The sequence below is a fragment of the Ferrovibrio sp. genome (assembly GCF_965278975.1).
Taxonomy (GTDB): domain Bacteria; phylum Pseudomonadota; class Alphaproteobacteria; order Ferrovibrionales; family Ferrovibrionaceae; genus Ferrovibrio.
In genome coordinates this window covers 1,401,594-1,417,607 of sequence record NZ_OZ257126.1, presented here as the reverse complement: position 1 = coordinate 1,417,607, position 16,014 = coordinate 1,401,594, and the positions used below count along the sequence as shown (strand labels likewise).

18 protein-coding genes are annotated in these 16,014 nt (G+C 64.0%); 14 read left to right on the top strand and 4 right to left on the bottom strand.

Annotated features, from left to right (window positions below):
• Window positions 1-112: 112 nt before the first annotated feature.
• The 11 genes from ACQY7X_RS06875 to ACQY7X_RS06825 all read left to right on the top strand — a co-directional run bounded on the left by ACQY7X_RS06875 (window position 113) and on the right by ACQY7X_RS06825 (window position 10,959).
• Window positions 113-427: a DUF1476 domain-containing protein gene (locus ACQY7X_RS06875; RefSeq protein WP_428249117.1), complete on the top strand. Its 315-nt coding sequence runs from the start codon at window positions 113-115 to the stop codon at window positions 425-427.
• Window positions 428-541: 114 nt separating this feature from the next.
• A complete protein-coding gene (locus tag ACQY7X_RS06870) occupies window positions 542-961 on the top strand; it encodes a hypothetical protein (protein WP_428249116.1) in 420 nt (139 codons plus the stop codon).
• Window positions 962-1,026: 65 nt separating this feature from the next.
• The gene (locus ACQY7X_RS06865) at window positions 1,027-2,760 is read left to right on the top strand and encodes an adenylate/guanylate cyclase domain-containing protein (RefSeq protein WP_428249115.1); all 1,734 of its coding nucleotides are present in this window, start codon (window positions 1,027-1,029) and stop codon (window positions 2,758-2,760) included.
• Between the two features lie 45 nt (window positions 2,761-2,805).
• Window positions 2,806-3,324: a DUF1003 domain-containing protein gene (locus tag ACQY7X_RS06860; protein ID WP_428249114.1), complete on the top strand. Its 519-nt coding sequence runs from the start codon at window positions 2,806-2,808 to the stop codon at window positions 3,322-3,324.
• 179 nt (window positions 3,325-3,503) lie between these two features.
• Window positions 3,504-3,656: a hemin uptake protein HemP gene (gene hemP / locus ACQY7X_RS06855; RefSeq protein ID WP_428249113.1), complete on the top strand. Its 153-nt coding sequence runs from the start codon at window positions 3,504-3,506 to the stop codon at window positions 3,654-3,656.
• A 117-nt stretch (window positions 3,657-3,773) separates the two neighbouring features.
• Window positions 3,774-6,008 carry a TonB-dependent hemoglobin/transferrin/lactoferrin family receptor gene (locus ACQY7X_RS06850; RefSeq protein WP_428249112.1) on the top strand — a complete coding sequence of 745 codons (2,235 nt, stop codon included), beginning with the start codon at window positions 3,774-3,776 and terminating at the stop codon, window positions 6,006-6,008.
• 125 nt (window positions 6,009-6,133) lie between these two features.
• Window positions 6,134-7,093, top strand: coding sequence for an energy transducer TonB (locus ACQY7X_RS06845; protein WP_428249111.1), 960 nt, complete (start codon window positions 6,134-6,136; stop codon window positions 7,091-7,093).
• 44 nt (window positions 7,094-7,137) lie between these two features.
• Window positions 7,138-8,199, top strand: coding sequence for a hemin-degrading factor (locus tag ACQY7X_RS06840; protein ID WP_428249110.1), 1,062 nt, complete (start codon window positions 7,138-7,140; stop codon window positions 8,197-8,199).
• Window positions 8,200-8,243: 44 nt separating this feature from the next.
• Window positions 8,244-9,140, top strand: a complete 897-nt coding sequence (locus ACQY7X_RS06835) for a heme/hemin ABC transporter substrate-binding protein (RefSeq protein ID WP_428249109.1) — start codon at window positions 8,244-8,246, stop codon at window positions 9,138-9,140.
• An 8-nt stretch (window positions 9,141-9,148) separates the two neighbouring features.
• On the top strand, window positions 9,149-10,189 hold the full coding sequence (locus ACQY7X_RS06830; RefSeq protein WP_428249108.1) for a FecCD family ABC transporter permease: 1,041 nt from the start codon (window positions 9,149-9,151) through the stop codon (window positions 10,187-10,189).
• The gene (locus tag ACQY7X_RS06825) at window positions 10,186-10,959 is read left to right on the top strand and encodes a heme ABC transporter ATP-binding protein (RefSeq protein WP_428249107.1); all 774 of its coding nucleotides are present in this window, start codon (window positions 10,186-10,188) and stop codon (window positions 10,957-10,959) included. Before ACQY7X_RS06830 ends, ACQY7X_RS06825 begins: the two co-directional genes overlap by 4 nt.
• A gap of 12 nt (window positions 10,960-10,971) precedes the next feature.
• On the opposite strand, the gene ACQY7X_RS06820 is transcribed toward ACQY7X_RS06825, so the two are convergent.
• Window positions 10,972-11,340 (bottom strand): nuclear transport factor 2 family protein, encoded by a 369-nt coding sequence (locus ACQY7X_RS06820; RefSeq protein ID WP_428249106.1) that lies wholly within the window; start codon window positions 11,338-11,340, stop codon window positions 10,972-10,974.
• A gap of 113 nt (window positions 11,341-11,453) precedes the next feature.
• Here ACQY7X_RS06820 and ACQY7X_RS06815 point away from each other — a divergent pair, with 113 nt between their 5' ends.
• The 3 genes from ACQY7X_RS06815 (at window position 11,454) to ACQY7X_RS06805 (ending at window position 13,117) form a co-directional block, all read left to right on the top strand.
• Complete coding sequence (locus ACQY7X_RS06815; RefSeq protein ID WP_428249105.1) at window positions 11,454-11,693, top strand: hypothetical protein; 240 nt, start codon at window positions 11,454-11,456, stop codon at window positions 11,691-11,693.
• A gap of 126 nt (window positions 11,694-11,819) precedes the next feature.
• Window positions 11,820-12,359 carry a hypothetical protein gene (locus tag ACQY7X_RS06810; protein ID WP_428249104.1) on the top strand — a complete coding sequence of 180 codons (540 nt, stop codon included), beginning with the start codon at window positions 11,820-11,822 and terminating at the stop codon, window positions 12,357-12,359.
• A complete protein-coding gene (locus tag ACQY7X_RS06805) occupies window positions 12,356-13,117 on the top strand; it encodes a hypothetical protein (RefSeq protein WP_428249103.1) in 762 nt (253 codons plus the stop codon). Before ACQY7X_RS06810 ends, ACQY7X_RS06805 begins: the two co-directional genes overlap by 4 nt.
• An 8-nt stretch (window positions 13,118-13,125) precedes the next feature.
• On the opposite strand, the gene ACQY7X_RS06800 is transcribed toward ACQY7X_RS06805, so the two are convergent.
• The 3 genes from ACQY7X_RS06800 to ACQY7X_RS06790 form a co-directional block, all read right to left on the bottom strand.
• On the bottom strand, window positions 13,126-13,770 hold the full coding sequence (locus ACQY7X_RS06800) for a hypothetical protein (protein WP_428249102.1): 645 nt from the start codon (window positions 13,768-13,770) through the stop codon (window positions 13,126-13,128).
• Window positions 13,770-14,831: a gentisate 1,2-dioxygenase gene (gtdA, locus tag ACQY7X_RS06795; protein WP_428249101.1), complete on the bottom strand. Its 1,062-nt coding sequence runs from the start codon at window positions 14,829-14,831 to the stop codon at window positions 13,770-13,772. The genes ACQY7X_RS06800 and gtdA overlap by 1 nt, the downstream gene beginning before the upstream one ends.
• A 266-nt stretch (window positions 14,832-15,097) precedes the next feature.
• A complete protein-coding gene (locus ACQY7X_RS06790) occupies window positions 15,098-15,784 on the bottom strand; it encodes a response regulator transcription factor (RefSeq protein ID WP_428249100.1) in 687 nt (228 codons plus the stop codon).
• Between the last annotated feature and the right edge of the window lie 230 nt (window positions 15,785-16,014).

Genomic DNA, 16,014 nt, shown 5'->3' with positions numbered 1-16,014 from the left:
GCCGGCCTGCGGCAGTATGTGGCATTGGGGCCAACCTCCGGCCCTTGCGGCCCCGCCACCCCAGCCCCTATATAAACCCGACCCCCGCCCGAGTAGACGGAGAGCCCGGATTATGACCAGTTTTGACGACCGCAAGGACGCTTTCGAGAAGAAGCACGCCCACGACCAGGAAACCGCCTTCAAGATCACGGCGCGGCGCAACAAGCTGCTGGGCCTGTGGGTGGCCGAGCATCTCGGGCTGGCCGGCGAGGCGGCGGAAAAGTACGCCAAGGACGTGGTGGCCGCCGATTTCGAGGAAGCCGGCGACGAGGACGTGATCCGCAAGGTGCTCGGCGACCTCAAGGGCAAGGCCGATGTCTCGGAACACCGCGTCCGCAACAAGCTGGTCGAGCTGAGCGAAGAAGCCCGCAAGCAGATCACCGGCTAAGCTGTTAAAACTTAAAGGCTAAATCCCGGCGGCAGGATTTAATCCTGCCGTTGCGGCGGTTTTTTGCCATATTTCCGGCTTGGCACCGCCGGGGGCCGTGTCTAGCCTGTGGCCATGGCCCACGAGACAGACGACCCAGACCCGCCACCGGGCGTCGGGCCGCATGAATTGCGCGAACTGGAACTGATGCTGGCGGGCAAAAAGCCGGCGGCAATGTTCAGTGATGCCGTGATTGCGCGCTGGATCATCCCGGAGGACGCGTTCGAGCCGCATGTGCAGGCCGGCCGCATCATCAAGCGCGTGGTGTTCGAGCCAAATCCAGGCAGCTTTGATGCCATCCGCGTCTATTACGCCCTGCCCGGCGAGGAATGGCGGATCGACGCGCTGGATGCGATCAACAACGCCATCCATTCAAAGCTGCGGCCGGCCACCGGGCAGGACGATATCGATACCGGCCGCCTGCTCGGCTACACGGAAGAGGAAATCGCCATCTACCTGGCCTGGGTGGCGCATGCCTGGCCGCCGCAAGGCTGAACACCCTTGTGTGAGACTGCAGCCCGGCCATGGGCAGGGCCTGGGGCATCGCCTAAACTCGCGCCATGACTAAAGCTGCCGGCAAGGTGGAGGGGGCCTATGGGCGGCTGAAGCTGCTCAGCGGCCTGGTGCTGTTCGTTTTTCTTGCCACCCATCTGCTCAACCATGCGCTCGGGCTGATCGCGCTCGATGCGGCGGAAGCCGGCGCGGTGTGGTTCAAGGCGTTGTGGCGCAACCCGCTCGGCACCCTGCTGCTCTACACGGCCTTCCTGCTGCATCCACTGCTCGCCCTGTTCAACTGGCTGCGGCGCGGGCATTACCGTGGCCTGCCCTGGCAGGCCTGGGCGCAATTGCTGCTCGGCCTCTGCCTGCCGCCGCTGGTGATCCTGCATGTCATCGGCACCCGTGGCCTGGCGGCGAGCCATGGCTTCAACGACAGCTATGCCGCGCTGATGACCACGCTGTTCGTGCAGAATCCGCTGCTCGGCCTGCGCCAGAACCTGATGCTGCTGATCGCCTGGGGCCATGGCTGCATCGGCGTCTATTACTGGCTGCGGCTGAAGCCGGCCTTCGAGCGGCTGTGGCCGTTCCTGTTCGCCGCCGCTTTGCTGCTGCCGGCCTGCGCCATGCTCGGCTATCTCTCGATGGGCCGCGCGGTGCGCTTCATGCTGCGCGACCCGGACTGGTATGCCGCCTTCATCGATGGCCTGAATTATCCCGGCGACGCGGCGGTGGCTGCCGCCTATGCGGTCGCGGAAGCCGCGCAGACAGGCTCTGCCGTGCTGCTGCTCGCCGCCCTGCTCGGCCGTGTGCTGTGGGGGCTGATCCGCCGCCGCCATGGCCAGGTGACGCTCAGTTATCCCGATGGCCGCCATTGGCGCGGCATTGCCGGCAGCCAGAGCCTGCTGGAAGCCAGCCGCGCCATCGGTTTCCCCCATGCCGCCGTGTGCGGCGGCCAGGGCCGCTGTTCGACTTGTCGCGTAAGATTATCAGGGCCTGGCATGGCAATGCTGCCGCCGCCTTCCGACAGCGAGGCGGCGGTGCTGGAGCGCATCGCGGCGCCGCCGGGCGTGCGGCTGGCCTGCCAGGTGAAGCCGAGTGGCGATCTCAACGTGGTGCCTTTGCTGCCCGCCGGGGCCGGGCCGCGCGCCGCCTATGGCGGCGGCATGACCGCGCTGGCGCAGGGCTCCGAGCGCCGCATCGTCATCCTGTTCTGCGATCTGCGCGGCTTCACGCAATTCTCCGAAGCCCGGCTGCCGTTCGATGTGGTGTTCGTGCTCAACCAGTATTTCAAGGCCATGGGCGAGGCGGTGGAGGCGTCGGGCGGGCGGCTCGACAAGTTCATCGGCGATGGCGTGATGGCCCTGTTCGGCCTGGAAAACACCCCGGCGGAAGCCTGCCGCCAGGCTTTGACTGCTGCCGATGCCATGGGCCGCGCCCTGGCGCGGCTGAACGAAACCCTGCGTGGCTCGCTCGGTCAGACAGAGGCAGGCGGGGTGCCGGAAATGCTGCGTATCGGCATCGGCATCCATTGCGGCCGCGTCATCGTTGGCGAAATGGGCCATGGCCGCGCCACTGGGCTGACCGCCGTGGGCGATGCGGTGAACACCGCCAGCCGGCTGGAAAGCGCCACCAAGGATTTCGCCGCCGAACTGGTGATTTCGGCCGAAGTGGCCAGCCGGGCCGAACTGACGCCGGCTGATCTGCAGGCCCAGGGCTGGCGCGAGGAAACCGTGACGCTGCGTGGCAAGAGCGAGGCATTGCAGGTGTATGTGCGCGAGCGGCTGGCGCGGAAGTAAGCGCCGGGTCTAGGCTTTGCCCGGAAGTCATCCCGGGAGACACCGATGCCCCAGACCATATCCCTGAGCCAGAGCAGCGACCACGAATTGCTGCATGAACTGCGCCGCCGCCGCCGCACCCGGCGCGAGCGCCACCAGCTGGCACCAGAGGAAAGTTCCAGCCTGCCCTCGGCGGCGCCGCGTTCGCTGGGCGAGCAGCTGGCCGATCTGGTGGCCAATCGTGTCGGTTCCTGGGGTTTCGTGCTCAGCCAGAGCGTGGTGCTGGCGCTCTGGATCATCGGCAATGCCTGGTTCGGCCGGGGCGCCTGGGATCCCTATCCCTTCATCCTGCTGAACCTGCTGCTGTCGTTCCAGGCCGCCTATACGGCGCCGATCATCATGATGAGCCAGAACCGCATGAGCGAGATCGACCGCCGCCGCGCCGAGCAGGATTACCAGGTGAATGTGAAGGCGGAACTGGAAATCGAGCTGCTGCACCAGAAGATCGACCTGCTGCGCGAGCAGGAAATCCTCGCCCTGACCCAGGCGGTGACCGCGCTTTCCGCCCGGCTGGAGGCACGCTGAGGCTGAATAGGGCGGAAAACGCCCCGCCGAGTGCCTGATTAATAATGCGAGTTATTCTTACTTGCATTGACTATGGTTCCGCCTATACTCACCCCGCATGGCCGCCCTGTAAGCGGCCATTGCCTGGGGTATAGGTCACGATGAACACCGCCGCCGAGCCGAAAGGGCCCGGAAATCCAATGGATGCCGCCGTTTCGGGGCAGAAGGACATGCCGCCGCGCCTGGATGCGCGCCGGCTGTTCGGGGCTGCCCGCGAGGTCATCATTGAGCATGAAGGCGCGGATTACCGTTTGCGGCTTACCGCCAACGGCAAGCTCATCCTGACCAAGTAGCCCAGCAGTCAGCCAGCCACCCCGGCGCCGCATCAAGCGGCAACCCACGGTAGCCAGCCAGCCAAGTCCTGTTTCATTCATCCGCCGGCTGGCGGGTCATACCGGGGGTTTGTCCGTATGCTGTCTTTCCGTTTGTCGTATTCTTCTTCGCGCCGCCTGATGCTGCTGGCGCTGCTCGGCTCGACCGCGCTGGCTCCGATGGCTGCCCAGGCTCAGGCCCAGGCCCAGGCGCAGCAGGCGCCAGCCCAGGCACAGCCGACCGTCGTGCCGACCGTGCTCGATACCGTGACCAGCGTCGGCGACCGCGTCGAACGCCCGATCGGCGAAACCACCGGCACGGTGACGGTGATCGACGAGGACAAGATCGACAAGCAGAACCTGCACCGGATGCAGGACCTGTTCCGCGATGAACCCGGCGTCAACGTGCTGAACGATCCGCGCCGCGCCGGCGCCGGCTCGTTCAACATCCGCGGCATCCAGGATAACCGCGTGCTGATGCAGGTGGACGGCACCCGCCTGCCGGACATGCCGGGCGGCATCCTGCTGCGCGGCGGCGGCTTCACGCCCTATACCCGCGACATGGTGGATTTCGACAGCCTCAAGCGCGTCGAAGTGCTGCGCGGCCCGGCCTCGTCGAGCTATGGCTCGGATGCGCTCGGCGGCGTGGTCAGCTATGTCACCAAGGATCCGCTGGATTATCTCAGCAATGGCCGCGACCTCTTCTACTCGCTGAAGCTCGGCTACGACACGATTGACTCCAGCTTCTCGCAGACCGGCACGGCGGCAACGCGCGTCGGCAATATGTCGATGCTCGGCGTCTTCACCCATCGCGATGGCAGCGAGCTGGATTCCAAGGGCCGCATCAACGAGCAGGAATACCAGGGCAACAACCTGCTCGGCAAAATGGCCTGGGAAGGTGCTGCCAGCCGCTGGGTGCTGACCGGCGAATTCTTCCAGCGCGATGTCAACATCCCGAATATCGCCAACGAACTCACCGCCACGATCCGCACTTCCTCGGCGCAGGACAGCACGGAACGCTGGCGCCTGTCGCTCGGCCAGACTCATTTCGATCCGGTCGGCTTCGTCGATAAGTTCGACTGGAAGGTCTACTACACCCAGTTCGAGCGCGTCGATTACCGCGTGCAGACCCGCACCGGCCCGCCGGTGCAGTTCCACAATTACCGCCAGACCAATGACCAGTGGATCGGCGGCCTGGAAACCCAGTTCACCAGCAACACCGACTGGTTCGGCGTGCAGAACACACTGCTCTACGGCCTGTCGTTCAATGTCACCGGCACCGAGCGCCTGCGCGAATATGCCCGCATCAACGCCGCCACCGGCGCGCTGATCAGCAACACCACGGCGGATGGCGCGCTGACGCCGAGCCGCTACTTCCCGAACACGCTGACCATGCAGGGCGGCATTTTCGGCCAGGACGAGATCAAGCTCGGCAGCCTCACCATCACGCCTGGGCTGCGCGCCGACTACTACGACATGAACCCGATGCCGGATGCGATCTATCGCATCAATCCCTCGGTGCAGCAGCCGCGCGCCATCACGGAAGTGGCGCTGTCGCCGAAGCTCGGCCTGAACTACGAGTTCAACAAGGTCTATTCGGTCTTCGCGCAATATGCCCATGGCTTCCGCGCGCCGCCTTACGACGATGCCAATACCGGCTTCCGCAACACGGTCGGTCCGATCTCGTATGAGTTCATCCCGAATCCGAATCTGGAGCCGGAAACCAGCAACGGCGTCGAATTCGGCACGCGCGGCAAGTTCTCCAACGGCTCAAGCTATCAGGTTTCCACCTTCTATAACCGCTACAAGAATTTCATCGACATGGTCACCCTGGTCGAGCCGGTTGTCGGCACCACCGGCCAGTACCAGGCGCAGAATCTGAGCGAGGTGGAAATCTACGGCGCCGAATTCCGCGGCGACTGGCGCTTCCTGCCGGAATGGTCGCTGAACGGCGGCATCGCCTACGCCGTGGGCGAGAATCTGCAATCCAACGTGCCGATCAATTCGGTGGCGCCGCTCACCTTCAATGCCGGCCTCGGCTACGACACCGTCGATGGTGTCTGGGGTGCGCGCCTCGATGCCAAGCATGTGTTCAAGCATGACCGCGTCACCGCCGCCAACCAGTACAAGACCAAGGCCTACACCACGGTCGATCTCTCGGCCTACTACAATCCGCTCGACTGGGTCACGATCCGCGCCGGCATCTACAACCTGCTCGACAAGACCTATGTCAACTTCGCCGATGTGCAGGGCCTGACGCCCTCGGCCACGGTGCCGGGCGACTATTACCAGGCCGGCCGTTCGGCGGCCATCAACGTCACCATGCGGTGGTAATGCGATGCTGACACGCATGCGAATGTTGGTCTGACCCGAGGCGCCGCGCGGAGATGCTTTTCCCACCAAACCCGCGGCTTTCCTCCCCACCCGGCAGTGCGATGGCACTGCCGGGTGTCGCTATTATGTCGGCACCGCATCAGCCGCTTTCGCCACGCACCCAAGATTCGCCACGCACCCAGCCTCTGTCACTCACCGGGCGCGGCATGCCGCTGCTCTGCTCGCTGGCGATGCATGGTCTGCTGGCCGCCGCAGCCCTGTGGCTCACCCTGCCGAAGCCGAGCCATGCGCCGCGCCCCGAACCTTTCATGACGGTGCAGTTCGTCGCCGCGCCGCCGGCACCGGTCGCGGTGCCGGCACCCGCACCGGCGCCAGTAGTGGCTCCGTCCCCCGTGCAGGAAGCGGCAGCGCCGCCGCCTGCTGCGGAACAGGTCGTGCAGGAGCCGCCTGTGCAGGAGGTGCCTGTGCAGGAGCCGCTTGTCGAGGCGCCGCCGCCACTGCCGGCTGAGACCGCTGCCGAAGTTCTGCCGCCCCCTAAACCGGTGGTGAAACCGAAACCGCAGCCGCGCGTGGCCGCCAAGCCAGTGCCGCAGCCTGTGCCACCGCCCGTGCCGCCGTCAGCGATTGAGCCTTCACCCAAGCCAGCCGAGACGCCGCAGGTTGCCGCAGCTCCATCGCCGCCCGTACAGACTCCGCCGGTGGAGGCGCCGCCCGCTGCTGCCGCTCCCGAGGCAGCGGCAAGCCCGGCAGCCGCGCCGGCTCACGCCATGGCTGCCGCGCCCGCCGAAATCCAGAGCAGCGAACCGCCGGTGCTGCGCCATCCCGGTTTCCGCAACCGGCCGCAGCCGCCGGTCTACCCGGTGCGCGCACGCCAGCTTGAGCAGGAAGGCGTGTCCGTGGTGCGGGCCCTGATCGATCCGGAAGGCCAGTCGCGCGAAGTGCGGCTGTGGCGTTCGTCGGGTTACGAGATGCTTGACCAGGCCGCGCTCAATGCCGTGCGCGGCTGGGCCTTCAATGCCGCCCGCATCGGCGAGCGGCCGGTGCTGGCCTGGGTCGAGATACCCGTCCAGTTCAAACTGCGCTGATGCTTTTACACACGTTGACGTTTTTACCCACAGAGGAGCCCGCCATGTCTGCCAGCCAAACCCTCAGCCAAAAATGGTCCACCCTGCGCGAAGCCGAACCGGCCCTGCGCATCCGCGATGCCGCCCGCCGCCTCGGTTCGTCCGAAGCCGCCCTGCTCGCCACCCGCACCGGTACGCCGGTGGCCGAAGGCGGCGTCGAGCGCCTGAAGGGGCCGTGGTCCGATATCATCGCCGCCGTGCCGGCGCTGGGCGAAGTGATGGCGCTGACCCGCAACGACAACGTGGTGCATGAGCGCCATGGCGTTTATGGCGAGCTTGGCCTGCAGGGCCATGTCGGCCTGATCGTCGGCGAGGATATCGACCTGCGCATCTTCTTCGGCCCCTGGGCGCATGGCTTCGCGGTGGCCGAGGAAACCAAGGCCGGCCTGCGCCAGTCGCTGCAATTCTTCGATGCCCAGGGCGAGGCGGTACACAAGATCTACACCACCAACCACAGCGACAAGGCGGCTTTCGCCGCGCTGGTGGCGAAGTTCCGCAACGACGACCAGTCACCTGACTTCACCGCCCTGCCGGGCAAGGAGCCGGACGCGCCGCGCGCCGATGCCGAGATCGACATCGCCGGTCTGCGCGATGGCTGGACCAATCTGCGCGACACGCATGATTTCTTCGGCCTGCTGCGCCAGCACAAGGTGGCGCGCGAGCAGGCATTCCGCCTTGCCGGCCCGCGCTTCGCGCAGCGCCTGTCCAACGATGCGGCGCGCCGCATGCTGGAAGCCGCCGCCGCGCAGGAACTGCCGATCATGGTGTTCGTCGGCAATCACGGCATGATCCAGATTCATACCGGCCCGGTGAAGAAGCTGGTGCCGACCGGCCCGTGGTTCAACGTGCTGGATCCGATGTTCAACCTGCATCTGCGCGAGGATGCGGTTGCCTCCTCCTGGCTGGTGCGCAAGCCGAGCGTGGATGGCACTGTCACCTCGGTCGAGCTGTTCGATGCCAAGGGCGAGCTGATCGTGTCCTTCTTCGGCAAGCGCAAGCCGGGCAGCCCGGAACTGGAGCCGTGGCGCGCGCTGGCGGAAGCACTGGTTGACAAGGTCGCCGCGTAATGCGCGGCGGGGGTCGACAAGATTGCCGCGTAATACGCGGTGGGGTGAGCCGCCGCGCGCTGCTGCGCGGCTCGGCTGCCGCCACGGCCGCTCTCGCGTTGCCCACCGTTCTCACGCTGCCTTCGGGTGGCGTGCGGGCGGCGGCACCGGAGCGGCTGGTGGTTGCCGGCGGCGCCATCACCGAGATGGTCTACCGTCTCGGTGCCGAGAACTCGCTGGTCGGCGTCGATACCACCAGCATGTATCCGAACGACACGTTCAAGCTGCCCAAGATCGGCTATTTCCGGCAGCTGAGCGCGGAAGGCATCCTGTCGCTCAATCCGTCGCTGCTGCTGGTCACCGACCAGGCCGGCCCGCCGGCGGCTTTGGAGCGGCTGCGCGCCATCAAGCTGCCGCTCACCGTGATCCCGGAGACCCTGCATGTCGCCGATGTGCCGGAGAAAATGCGGCTGGTCGGCGCTGCCGTCGACCGCAAGGCGGAAGGCGAACGCCACGCGCAGATCATCAAGGGCGAAATAGACGCGCTGGATGCGGCGGTGGCCAAGCTCAGCGCCAAGCCGCGCGTGCTGTTCCTGATGAGCATCACCGATGGCCGCCTGCTGGCCGGCGGCGATATCACGGCGGCCGAAAGCATGATCCGCTTTGCCGGCGGGCGTAATGCCGTGGTCGGCTCCACCGGCTACAAGCCGATTTCGGCGGAAGCGGCTTTCGCCGCCAACCCGGATTACATCCTGCTGTCGGATCAGAGCCTGGAGGCGCTCGGCGGCATCGAGGCGCTGCGCAAGCTGCCGCAGCTCAGCGGATTGAAGGCGGTGCGCGAGAACCGCGTCGTCACGCTCGACATGCTGTATCTGCTGGCGCTCGGTCCGCGCGTTGCCCATGCCGGGCGCGACCTGGCCGCCGCCCTGCATCCCGGCGCCGCGCTGCCGCGCTTCTCATGAGTGAACAGATGATCACGGATGCGCTGCCGCGCCGGCTGGTTTTCGGCTGGTCGGCCGGCTTGCTGCTGGCGGCTTTTCTGCTTTTCGTGCTGCTGGCCAGCCTGGCCATCGGCCCGGTGCCGCTGAAACTGGGTGAAGTGCTGCGTGCGCTGCTCGGCCTGGAGGTCGATGCCCGCGCCGAAGCCATCGTGTGGCATCTGCGTCTGCCGCGCAGCCTGATGGCCGGCCTGATCGGCGCCGGCTTAGGCATTGCCGGCGCGCTGATGCAGGGCCTGTTCCGCAATCCCATGGCCGATCCCGGCCTGGTCGGCGTCACCGGCGGCGCCGGTTTGAGTGCGGCTTCCGCCATTGTCTTTGCCGGCTGGCTCTATCCCGCCGCCTGGCAGCCGGTGATGCTGCCAGGCCTCGCCTTTGCCGGCGGCCTTGCCGTCACCCTGATGGTCTACCGCTTCGCCCAGGTCGAGGGCCGCACCGCCATCACCATGCTGCTGCTCGCCGGCATCGCGCTCAATGCCATCGCCTCGGCCGGCATCGGCATGATGAGCTTCCTTTCCGATGACCGGCAGCTGCGCGACATCACCTTCTGGCTGCTCGGCAGTGTCGCCGGCGCCACCTGGGGCAAGCTGATGCTGCTGGCGCCTTTCGCGCTGCTGCCGATCCTGCTGGCACCCTGGCTGGCCCGCGCGCTCGATGCCTTCAATCTCGGCGAACGCGAGGCGGCGCATCTCGGCTTCGCCATCGAGCGGGTGAAAAGCGCGGTCTGCTTCGCCGTCGCCCTGGCGGCCGGCGGCGCCGTGGCCTTCAGCGGCATCATCGCCTTCATCGGCCTGGTGGTGCCGCATCTGGTGCGGCTGTGGCTCGGGCCGGGGCATCGCAGGCTGCTGCCCTGCTCGGCTTTGGCCGGCGCCAGCCTGCTGATCCTCGCCGATACGGCGGGCCGCACCATCGCGGCACCGGCGGAACTGCCCGTTGGCCTGCTCACGGCGCTGATCGGCGCGCCCTTCTTCCTCGCCCTGCTGATGCGTCAGCGCAAGGAGCTGGCGGTATGATCGCGGTCGAGAATATCCGCGTGCTGCGGCGTGGTGCTGAAATCCTGCGCGATATCAGCCTGGAACTGATCCCCGGCGAAGTGCTCGCCATCGTCGGCCCCAATGGCGCCGGCAAGTCGACATTGTTGCAGGTGATGTCTGGCGATCTGCTGCCCCAGGCAGGTACCGTGAAGCTGGAAGGCCGCGCGCTGAAGGACTGGGCGCCGCTGGCGCTGGCGCGCCGCCGCAGCGTGATGCCGCAGGCCGCACGGCTCGGTTTCCCGCTGCCGGCGCGCGATGTGGTGGCTTTGGGCCGCCTGCCGTTCGAGCGGCTCTATGACCGCAGCGCCAACCAGGCGGCGGTGGCGGCGGCGATCGGCGCCGCCGATATCGCGCATCTGGCGGCGCGCTCCTATGCCACGCTGTCGGGCGGCGAACAGCAGCGCGTGCAGCTGGCCCGCGCCATGGCGCAGCTTGATCTTGAAGCCAGTGTACCACCGCTGCTGCTGCTGGATGAGCCGACCGCCAGCCTCGATCTCGCCCATGCCCATGGCGTGCTGCGGCTGGCGCGGCGGCTGGCCGGCCAAGGCGTCGCGGTGGCCGCCGTGCTGCATGATCTCGGCCTGGCGCATGCCTATGCCGACCGCGTCGCGGTGTTGCAGCAGGGCCGCCTGCTGGCGCTGGATGTGCCGGCGCGGGCGCTGACGCCGGAGATTCTGGCACAGGCTTTTGCGGTCGATGCCGCCTTCTACGACGGCCACCTGGTGATCAGGGGCCCGCTGGCGGCCTAGCCGCCAGCCGCGTCAGCCGCGCAGCTGGGCCGGGTCGTAGTAGAAGCGTTCCTCGGCGATCTTCTCACCCTCCCAACGCTGGTAGGCCAGCTCGTCCATCGCGCGCCGGCTGCCATCCTTGAAGGTGAAGCGGAAAACCCAGCGGATCACGGTTCTGTCGCCGTCGACGAATACCGGCCGCACGCATTCGCTTTCCACGCGCTCCACCCGCGCCAGCACGGCGCGTTCATGCGCCACCAGATTGGCGCGGCCGCGCCGTGGCGGCTCGGTCAGGTTCTCCTGCATCGTCGCGTCCTCGGTATAGAAACGCTCAATCGCGGTATCATGGGCGCCGCTTTCCACCAGGGCGATGAAGGCTTCCAGCGTGGCAGGGTTAGGCATGGCTTTGATCTCCCTGGATTTCCATCTCCGGTCGCGGTCAAACGTCGCAGGCGGTTGTCCCGGCCTTGCGCCGCGTCAAGTGTAGGTGTGAACTGACCACAGGAGTAAACGCCATGCACAGCAACAGCGACAAGATTTTCGGTATCGGCATCACGCTGGCCCTGGTGGCCGCGCTGATCGGCGCGGCGGTGATGAGCGTGCGTTTCTGGACCAATATGGGCGCCGACCTCGACGAAGCCGCCGTTGTGCCGATGATTCTCGGCGTCGTCCTGAGCCTGGTGCTCGGCGGTGCCGTGGTCGGCATCTACCTCTATGGCCGCCGCCAGGAAATCAACCGCGATAATGGAAACTAACCACTCTTAAAGAGTGTTGTTGATCTACAAGCGCGCCCCCAAAATTTTAACTTCCTAATTTCCCGATTATTTTCACAAGATTTATGTCATATAATGCCACCAATGGTAGGCGAATCGGAGGCTTAGATGGAAAGCCAGAAAGCAAAGATTTTTGTTTCAGTGATGGATGGGCAGTTTGAGTTTGAGGGGCCCGTTACATTTGTCGAAGCACAAATTACGCGGTTTGAAGAAGCAATAAGATTGGCAATATCAAATGCGAAAGCAGAAAAATCTAAAACAGACTCATTGGCTACGGCAAAGAGCCAATTAAATAATCCAAGTCCCAGTGGTCTTGAAAGTTTTGAGAATTTATTCGCTGTTGCTGAAAGCGGTGTTCAGCTTCTTGTTGATCCCCCAGGGGCTAGCACTGCCAATAAAACGGTTTCAGTAGCATTATTGCTAACATACGCGAACTTGCTTAGTGGCAGTGATTCTACTTCATTCGAACAGATTCGGAGTATGTGCAAGACACATGCGTGTTTGGATTCAAGTAATTTTTCAAAAATACTAAAGTCCGAAAAAGATGCCTTTATTTTTGGCGGTGGAACTAAGAGTCAGACGGTAAAACTTACCGTTCCTGGTAGAAAGCGAGCAGAGGCGCTCGCAAATGAGTTAAATAGTAAATGAATGCAGAGACAATTTTAAAGAGCAAATTACCAAGTGATATTGTTGATGCTCTTTTGCACGCCTATAAAGAAATTGAAAGTAATTTCGTCATGCGTCGCTGGAAAACGAGCGAGCTTGATGCTGGACATTTTGTTGAAGCCGCAAGACGAGCAATAGAGTTTGCTCTTTTTGGCAAATTCACTCCAATTGGTAAAGCACTCCCAAATTTTAACGATAAGGAGCTAGCAAGATATGAATCTTCAGTAGGAGACGAAACATATCGAATTCACACTCCCCGTATTCTGAAAGCAATATACAACATAAGAAATAAAAGAGGTGTAGGGCACCTTTCTCACATCTCTGCGAATGAGATGGATGCCACGTTAATTCTTTACTCCGTGAAGTGGGTGCTAGCAGAATTTGTCAGGGTAAATTCAGGCACGAATACAACAGAGGCACAAAAGATTATTGATCAAATTGTAGAACGTAGACTTTCCATACTTTGGAAGAATAATGCCACTACTAGGGTGATTGTATCGGGTGTTGCTGCCAAAGACCAGGTGCTAATTCTTCTCTACGATCAAGATCCACAAAGTCTCGACGCTCTGCAAAAAAACGTAGAATATAAAAATAAGAGCGAATTCAAGCGGCTCCTTATAAAATTGCACAAAGACCGTTTTCTAGAAATGTCGCCAGATAATCAGTGTTCGATAACGCCAAATGGTATGCTTAGAGCAGAGGCACTTCTTCTGGACCTTGCATCAAAAGCCAAGAAATAATTCTGATTTCAGAACAGCGTAAACGTATTCCCGACCAGGCCGAGCGGCCAGCGCCCGGCTTCGAACAGGCGGAACTTGGCGGCGAAGGCATGTTCCTCGCCGCTGTCGTCATCCTCCACATAATCATTGCCTTGCGCGGCCAGCACCAGGGCGGCCTGATACGTCGCCTGGCCTGCTGCCTGCGCGGCGGCGCGGATCAGGCCTTCATCAACGATGCCAGCGCGCGCGGCGGCAGCCACCGCCTTGATCTGTGCCAGTTCGGTGGCGCGCAAGGCCACATGGTTCAGCGCCACGTCCAGGTCATAGCTCGGCAGCCATTGCTCGGCCTGTTCCAGCAGGGCTTGGTGCGCCTGTTCCTCGGCTTCCCAGAATTGCGCGTCCCAATCCTGCTCGGCGGCCAGCGCCGCTGCTTCGCGCCAGCCTTCCAAGCCGCTGACATTGACATCGATGAAGCCCAGGCCGGCGCAATAGCTTTCGGCCCAGATCAGCTCGGTATTCTTGATTGGCCGGCCGGCCTGGCTGAACCAGTCGATATTCGGCAGCAGCCGGGCCAGGCGCGCCACCGCGCGCAGGCCGGCAATCGCTTCGGCGCCGGGGATCAGGTCTTCGAGTTCGTCCTCGAAATCGCTGCCGTCATCATTCGCGGCAGACATCAGCGATTCCCCCGGCTTTCGCGCCACAGGCCGAGCTTCTTCTGCACCGGACGGTCCGAGAAGCTGAACAGCACCGCATCGCCGTTCGGCGCGTGATGGCTCACCGGTACCCAGCTCGGCACCACGAAGGTGTCGCGCTTCGTCCAGTCATAGCGTTCCTCGCCCACCATGGAATAGCCGCTGCCTTCCACGATGTTGAACACCGTGGCATCGGTGCTGCGGTAACGCTCGCCAGCGAGGCCCTTGGGCAGCAGCTGCATGAAGGTGGCGATGGTCGGCATGGCATAATCGCCGGTGGCCGGATTCACATACTGCATTTTCAAGCCATGGCAGGGATCCCAGGCCTCGGTGCGGCGCATGGTGTCGAGCGCCTCGCGGGTGCGGCGGTAGGGATAGTTGAAAATCGGCGAGGTCCGCGTCGCCGGTTCGTAATCCAGCGGCAGCAGGCCGGCGCCATAGCGCGCCAGGCTGTCGCCCACCGGCTTGGAGAGTGGCTGGGTTTCCTCGGCGCCGCGTTCCATGAAGGAACAGTCGAGCGCCTGGATCAGCGGAATGTCGAGGCCATCCATCCACACCATCGGCTGCGCGGAGTCATTGCCATGGTCATGCCAGGTCCACGACGGCGTGATGACGAAATCGCCTTCCTCCATGATGGTCTTTTCGCCATCCACCGCCGTATAGGCGCCGCTGCCCTCGACCACGAAGCGCAAAGCCGATTGCGTGTGGCGATGCGCCGGCGCGACTTCGCCGGGCAGAATCAGTTGCAGCCCGGCATAGAGCGAGGTGGTGATGCGCGACTGGCCGGGCAGGCCGGGATTCTCCAGGATCAGCACGCGGCGTTCCGCCTCGCGCGCGGTGATCAGCGCGCCGGCCTCCATGATGTAGGGGCGCAGCGCGTCATACTGCCAGAAGGCGGCGCGGCAATCGCTTTTCGGCTGCGGCAGCACCAGGCCATGCAGCACCTCCCATAGCGGCGTCAGCTTCTGGCTACCGATGCGCTGGTAATAGGCCTGGCGCGCTGCCTGCACCGCGTCGGGGGCGCTCGATTCAGATGCCATCATTGGGGTGTCTCCTGCTTTGCCAGCTATTCTAACCGCCAGAGCGGCAAGAAAAAACGCCCGACCTGCCGGGACGGCGCGGACCGGGCGTTCGCTCATGCATGAGGGGGGGCGGGGGGACACCATCCCTCAGAGCAGGGGTAAGCCGGAACGGGGGGAGTTCCAGCAGCGGCGGAGGCGGGGGAGCCCAACGCCGATAACCAGCATATGGGAGCCGATTCGCCCGCCGCCAAGGGGCCGGGCAAAGATTTCGCGAAGCGGGTTTTTGCTTAAGCCTCGGCCTTGAGGCGGTAGCCGATGCCGGGTTCGGTCTGCAGCAGCATGGCGCGGGCCGGGTTCGGCTCGATCTTGTCGCGCAGCTTCTTCACCAGCACGCGCAGCGACTGGCGTTCGTGTTCGCCGTCGTGGTTCCACAATTCCTTGGCGATGGCATCCAGCGGCACCACCTGGCCGGCGCGCGTCGCCAGCAGCACCAGCAGGCGGTACTGCATTACGCTGAGCCGCACCTGACGTTGGCCCACCATGGCGACATGCTGCAACTTCGAGACGCTGAGGATACCGGCCCGCACGGTGTCGGATTCCTCCGTCACCGCTTCGCGCCGCAAGGCCGCGCGCACCCGCGCCAGCAATTCGCCGAGGTCATAGGGCTTGGTCACATAATCCACCGCGCCGGCATCCAGCGCCGCCACCTTGCTCTCGGTATCCTCATGGCCCGACACCACAATCACCTTGTAGGGGCGGCGTTCGGGCAGTTGCCGCAGCAGGTCCAGGCCGCCCACTTCCGGCATCACCAGATCAAGCAGCATGAGGTCGAAGCCGGTGCTACGCAGCGCGTTCAGCGCCATGGCGGCGCTTTCTGCATCGGCGACCTGATAGCCGGCGGCAGTCAGCGCCGTGCGCAGATACTGCCGGTCCACCGGGGAATCATCGACGACAAGAAGATTGGAGCCAGCCATGGCTAGTTTTCGCCGCGCCTTTTCAGGTTTCCCCTCAGCCGGCCGCCGCCCTGACGGCTTCCGGTGAGGTAAGTATGCCGGTCGAGGGTGCTTCGGCGCAAGCGGTCCGTCATATTTCGCCTGAATACTGTCTTATTGCGAGTGCAATTCACTTAGACCGGGAAATTAGCCGGGACCGGGAAATTAGCCGGCGGGCTTGACCTTCCCATAATGGGAAGCCCTATCTAGAA

Bases quoted from the DNA above. Each gene is read 5' to 3' on its own strand.
- ACQY7X_RS06815 (WP_428249105.1), top strand. From the start codon at position 11,454: ATGCACAGCAACAGCGACAAGATTTTCGGTATCGGCATCACGCTGGCC.
- ACQY7X_RS06825 (WP_428249107.1), top strand. From the start codon at position 10,186: ATGATCGCGGTCGAGAATATCCGCGTGCTGCGGCGTGGTGCTGAAATC.
- ACQY7X_RS06810 (WP_428249104.1), top strand. From the start codon at position 11,820: ATGGAAAGCCAGAAAGCAAAGATTTTTGTTTCAGTGATGGATGGGCAG.
- ACQY7X_RS06820 (WP_428249106.1), bottom strand. From the start codon at position 11,340: ATGCCTAACCCTGCCACGCTGGAAGCCTTCATCGCCCTGGTGGAAAGC.
- ACQY7X_RS06860 (WP_428249114.1), top strand. From the start codon at position 2,806: ATGCCCCAGACCATATCCCTGAGCCAGAGCAGCGACCACGAATTGCTG.
- hemP (WP_428249113.1), top strand. From the start codon at position 3,504: ATGGATGCCGCCGTTTCGGGGCAGAAGGACATGCCGCCGCGCCTGGAT.
- ACQY7X_RS06830 (WP_428249108.1), top strand. From the start codon at position 9,149: ATGATCACGGATGCGCTGCCGCGCCGGCTGGTTTTCGGCTGGTCGGCC.
- ACQY7X_RS06845 (WP_428249111.1), top strand. From the start codon at position 6,134: ATGTCGGCACCGCATCAGCCGCTTTCGCCACGCACCCAAGATTCGCCA.
- gtdA (WP_428249101.1), bottom strand. From the start codon at position 14,831: ATGATGGCATCTGAATCGAGCGCCCCCGACGCGGTGCAGGCAGCGCGC.
- ACQY7X_RS06800 (WP_428249102.1), bottom strand. From the start codon at position 13,770: ATGTCTGCCGCGAATGATGACGGCAGCGATTTCGAGGACGAACTCGAA.
- ACQY7X_RS06850 (WP_428249112.1), top strand. From the start codon at position 3,774: ATGCTGTCTTTCCGTTTGTCGTATTCTTCTTCGCGCCGCCTGATGCTG.
- ACQY7X_RS06790 (WP_428249100.1), bottom strand. From the start codon at position 15,784: ATGGCTGGCTCCAATCTTCTTGTCGTCGATGATTCCCCGGTGGACCGG.
- ACQY7X_RS06840 (WP_428249110.1), top strand. From the start codon at position 7,138: ATGTCTGCCAGCCAAACCCTCAGCCAAAAATGGTCCACCCTGCGCGAA.
- ACQY7X_RS06875 (WP_428249117.1), top strand. From the start codon at position 113: ATGACCAGTTTTGACGACCGCAAGGACGCTTTCGAGAAGAAGCACGCC.
- ACQY7X_RS06865 (WP_428249115.1), top strand. From the start codon at position 1,027: ATGACTAAAGCTGCCGGCAAGGTGGAGGGGGCCTATGGGCGGCTGAAG.
- ACQY7X_RS06805 (WP_428249103.1), top strand. From the start codon at position 12,356: ATGAATGCAGAGACAATTTTAAAGAGCAAATTACCAAGTGATATTGTT.
- ACQY7X_RS06870 (WP_428249116.1), top strand. From the start codon at position 542: ATGGCCCACGAGACAGACGACCCAGACCCGCCACCGGGCGTCGGGCCG.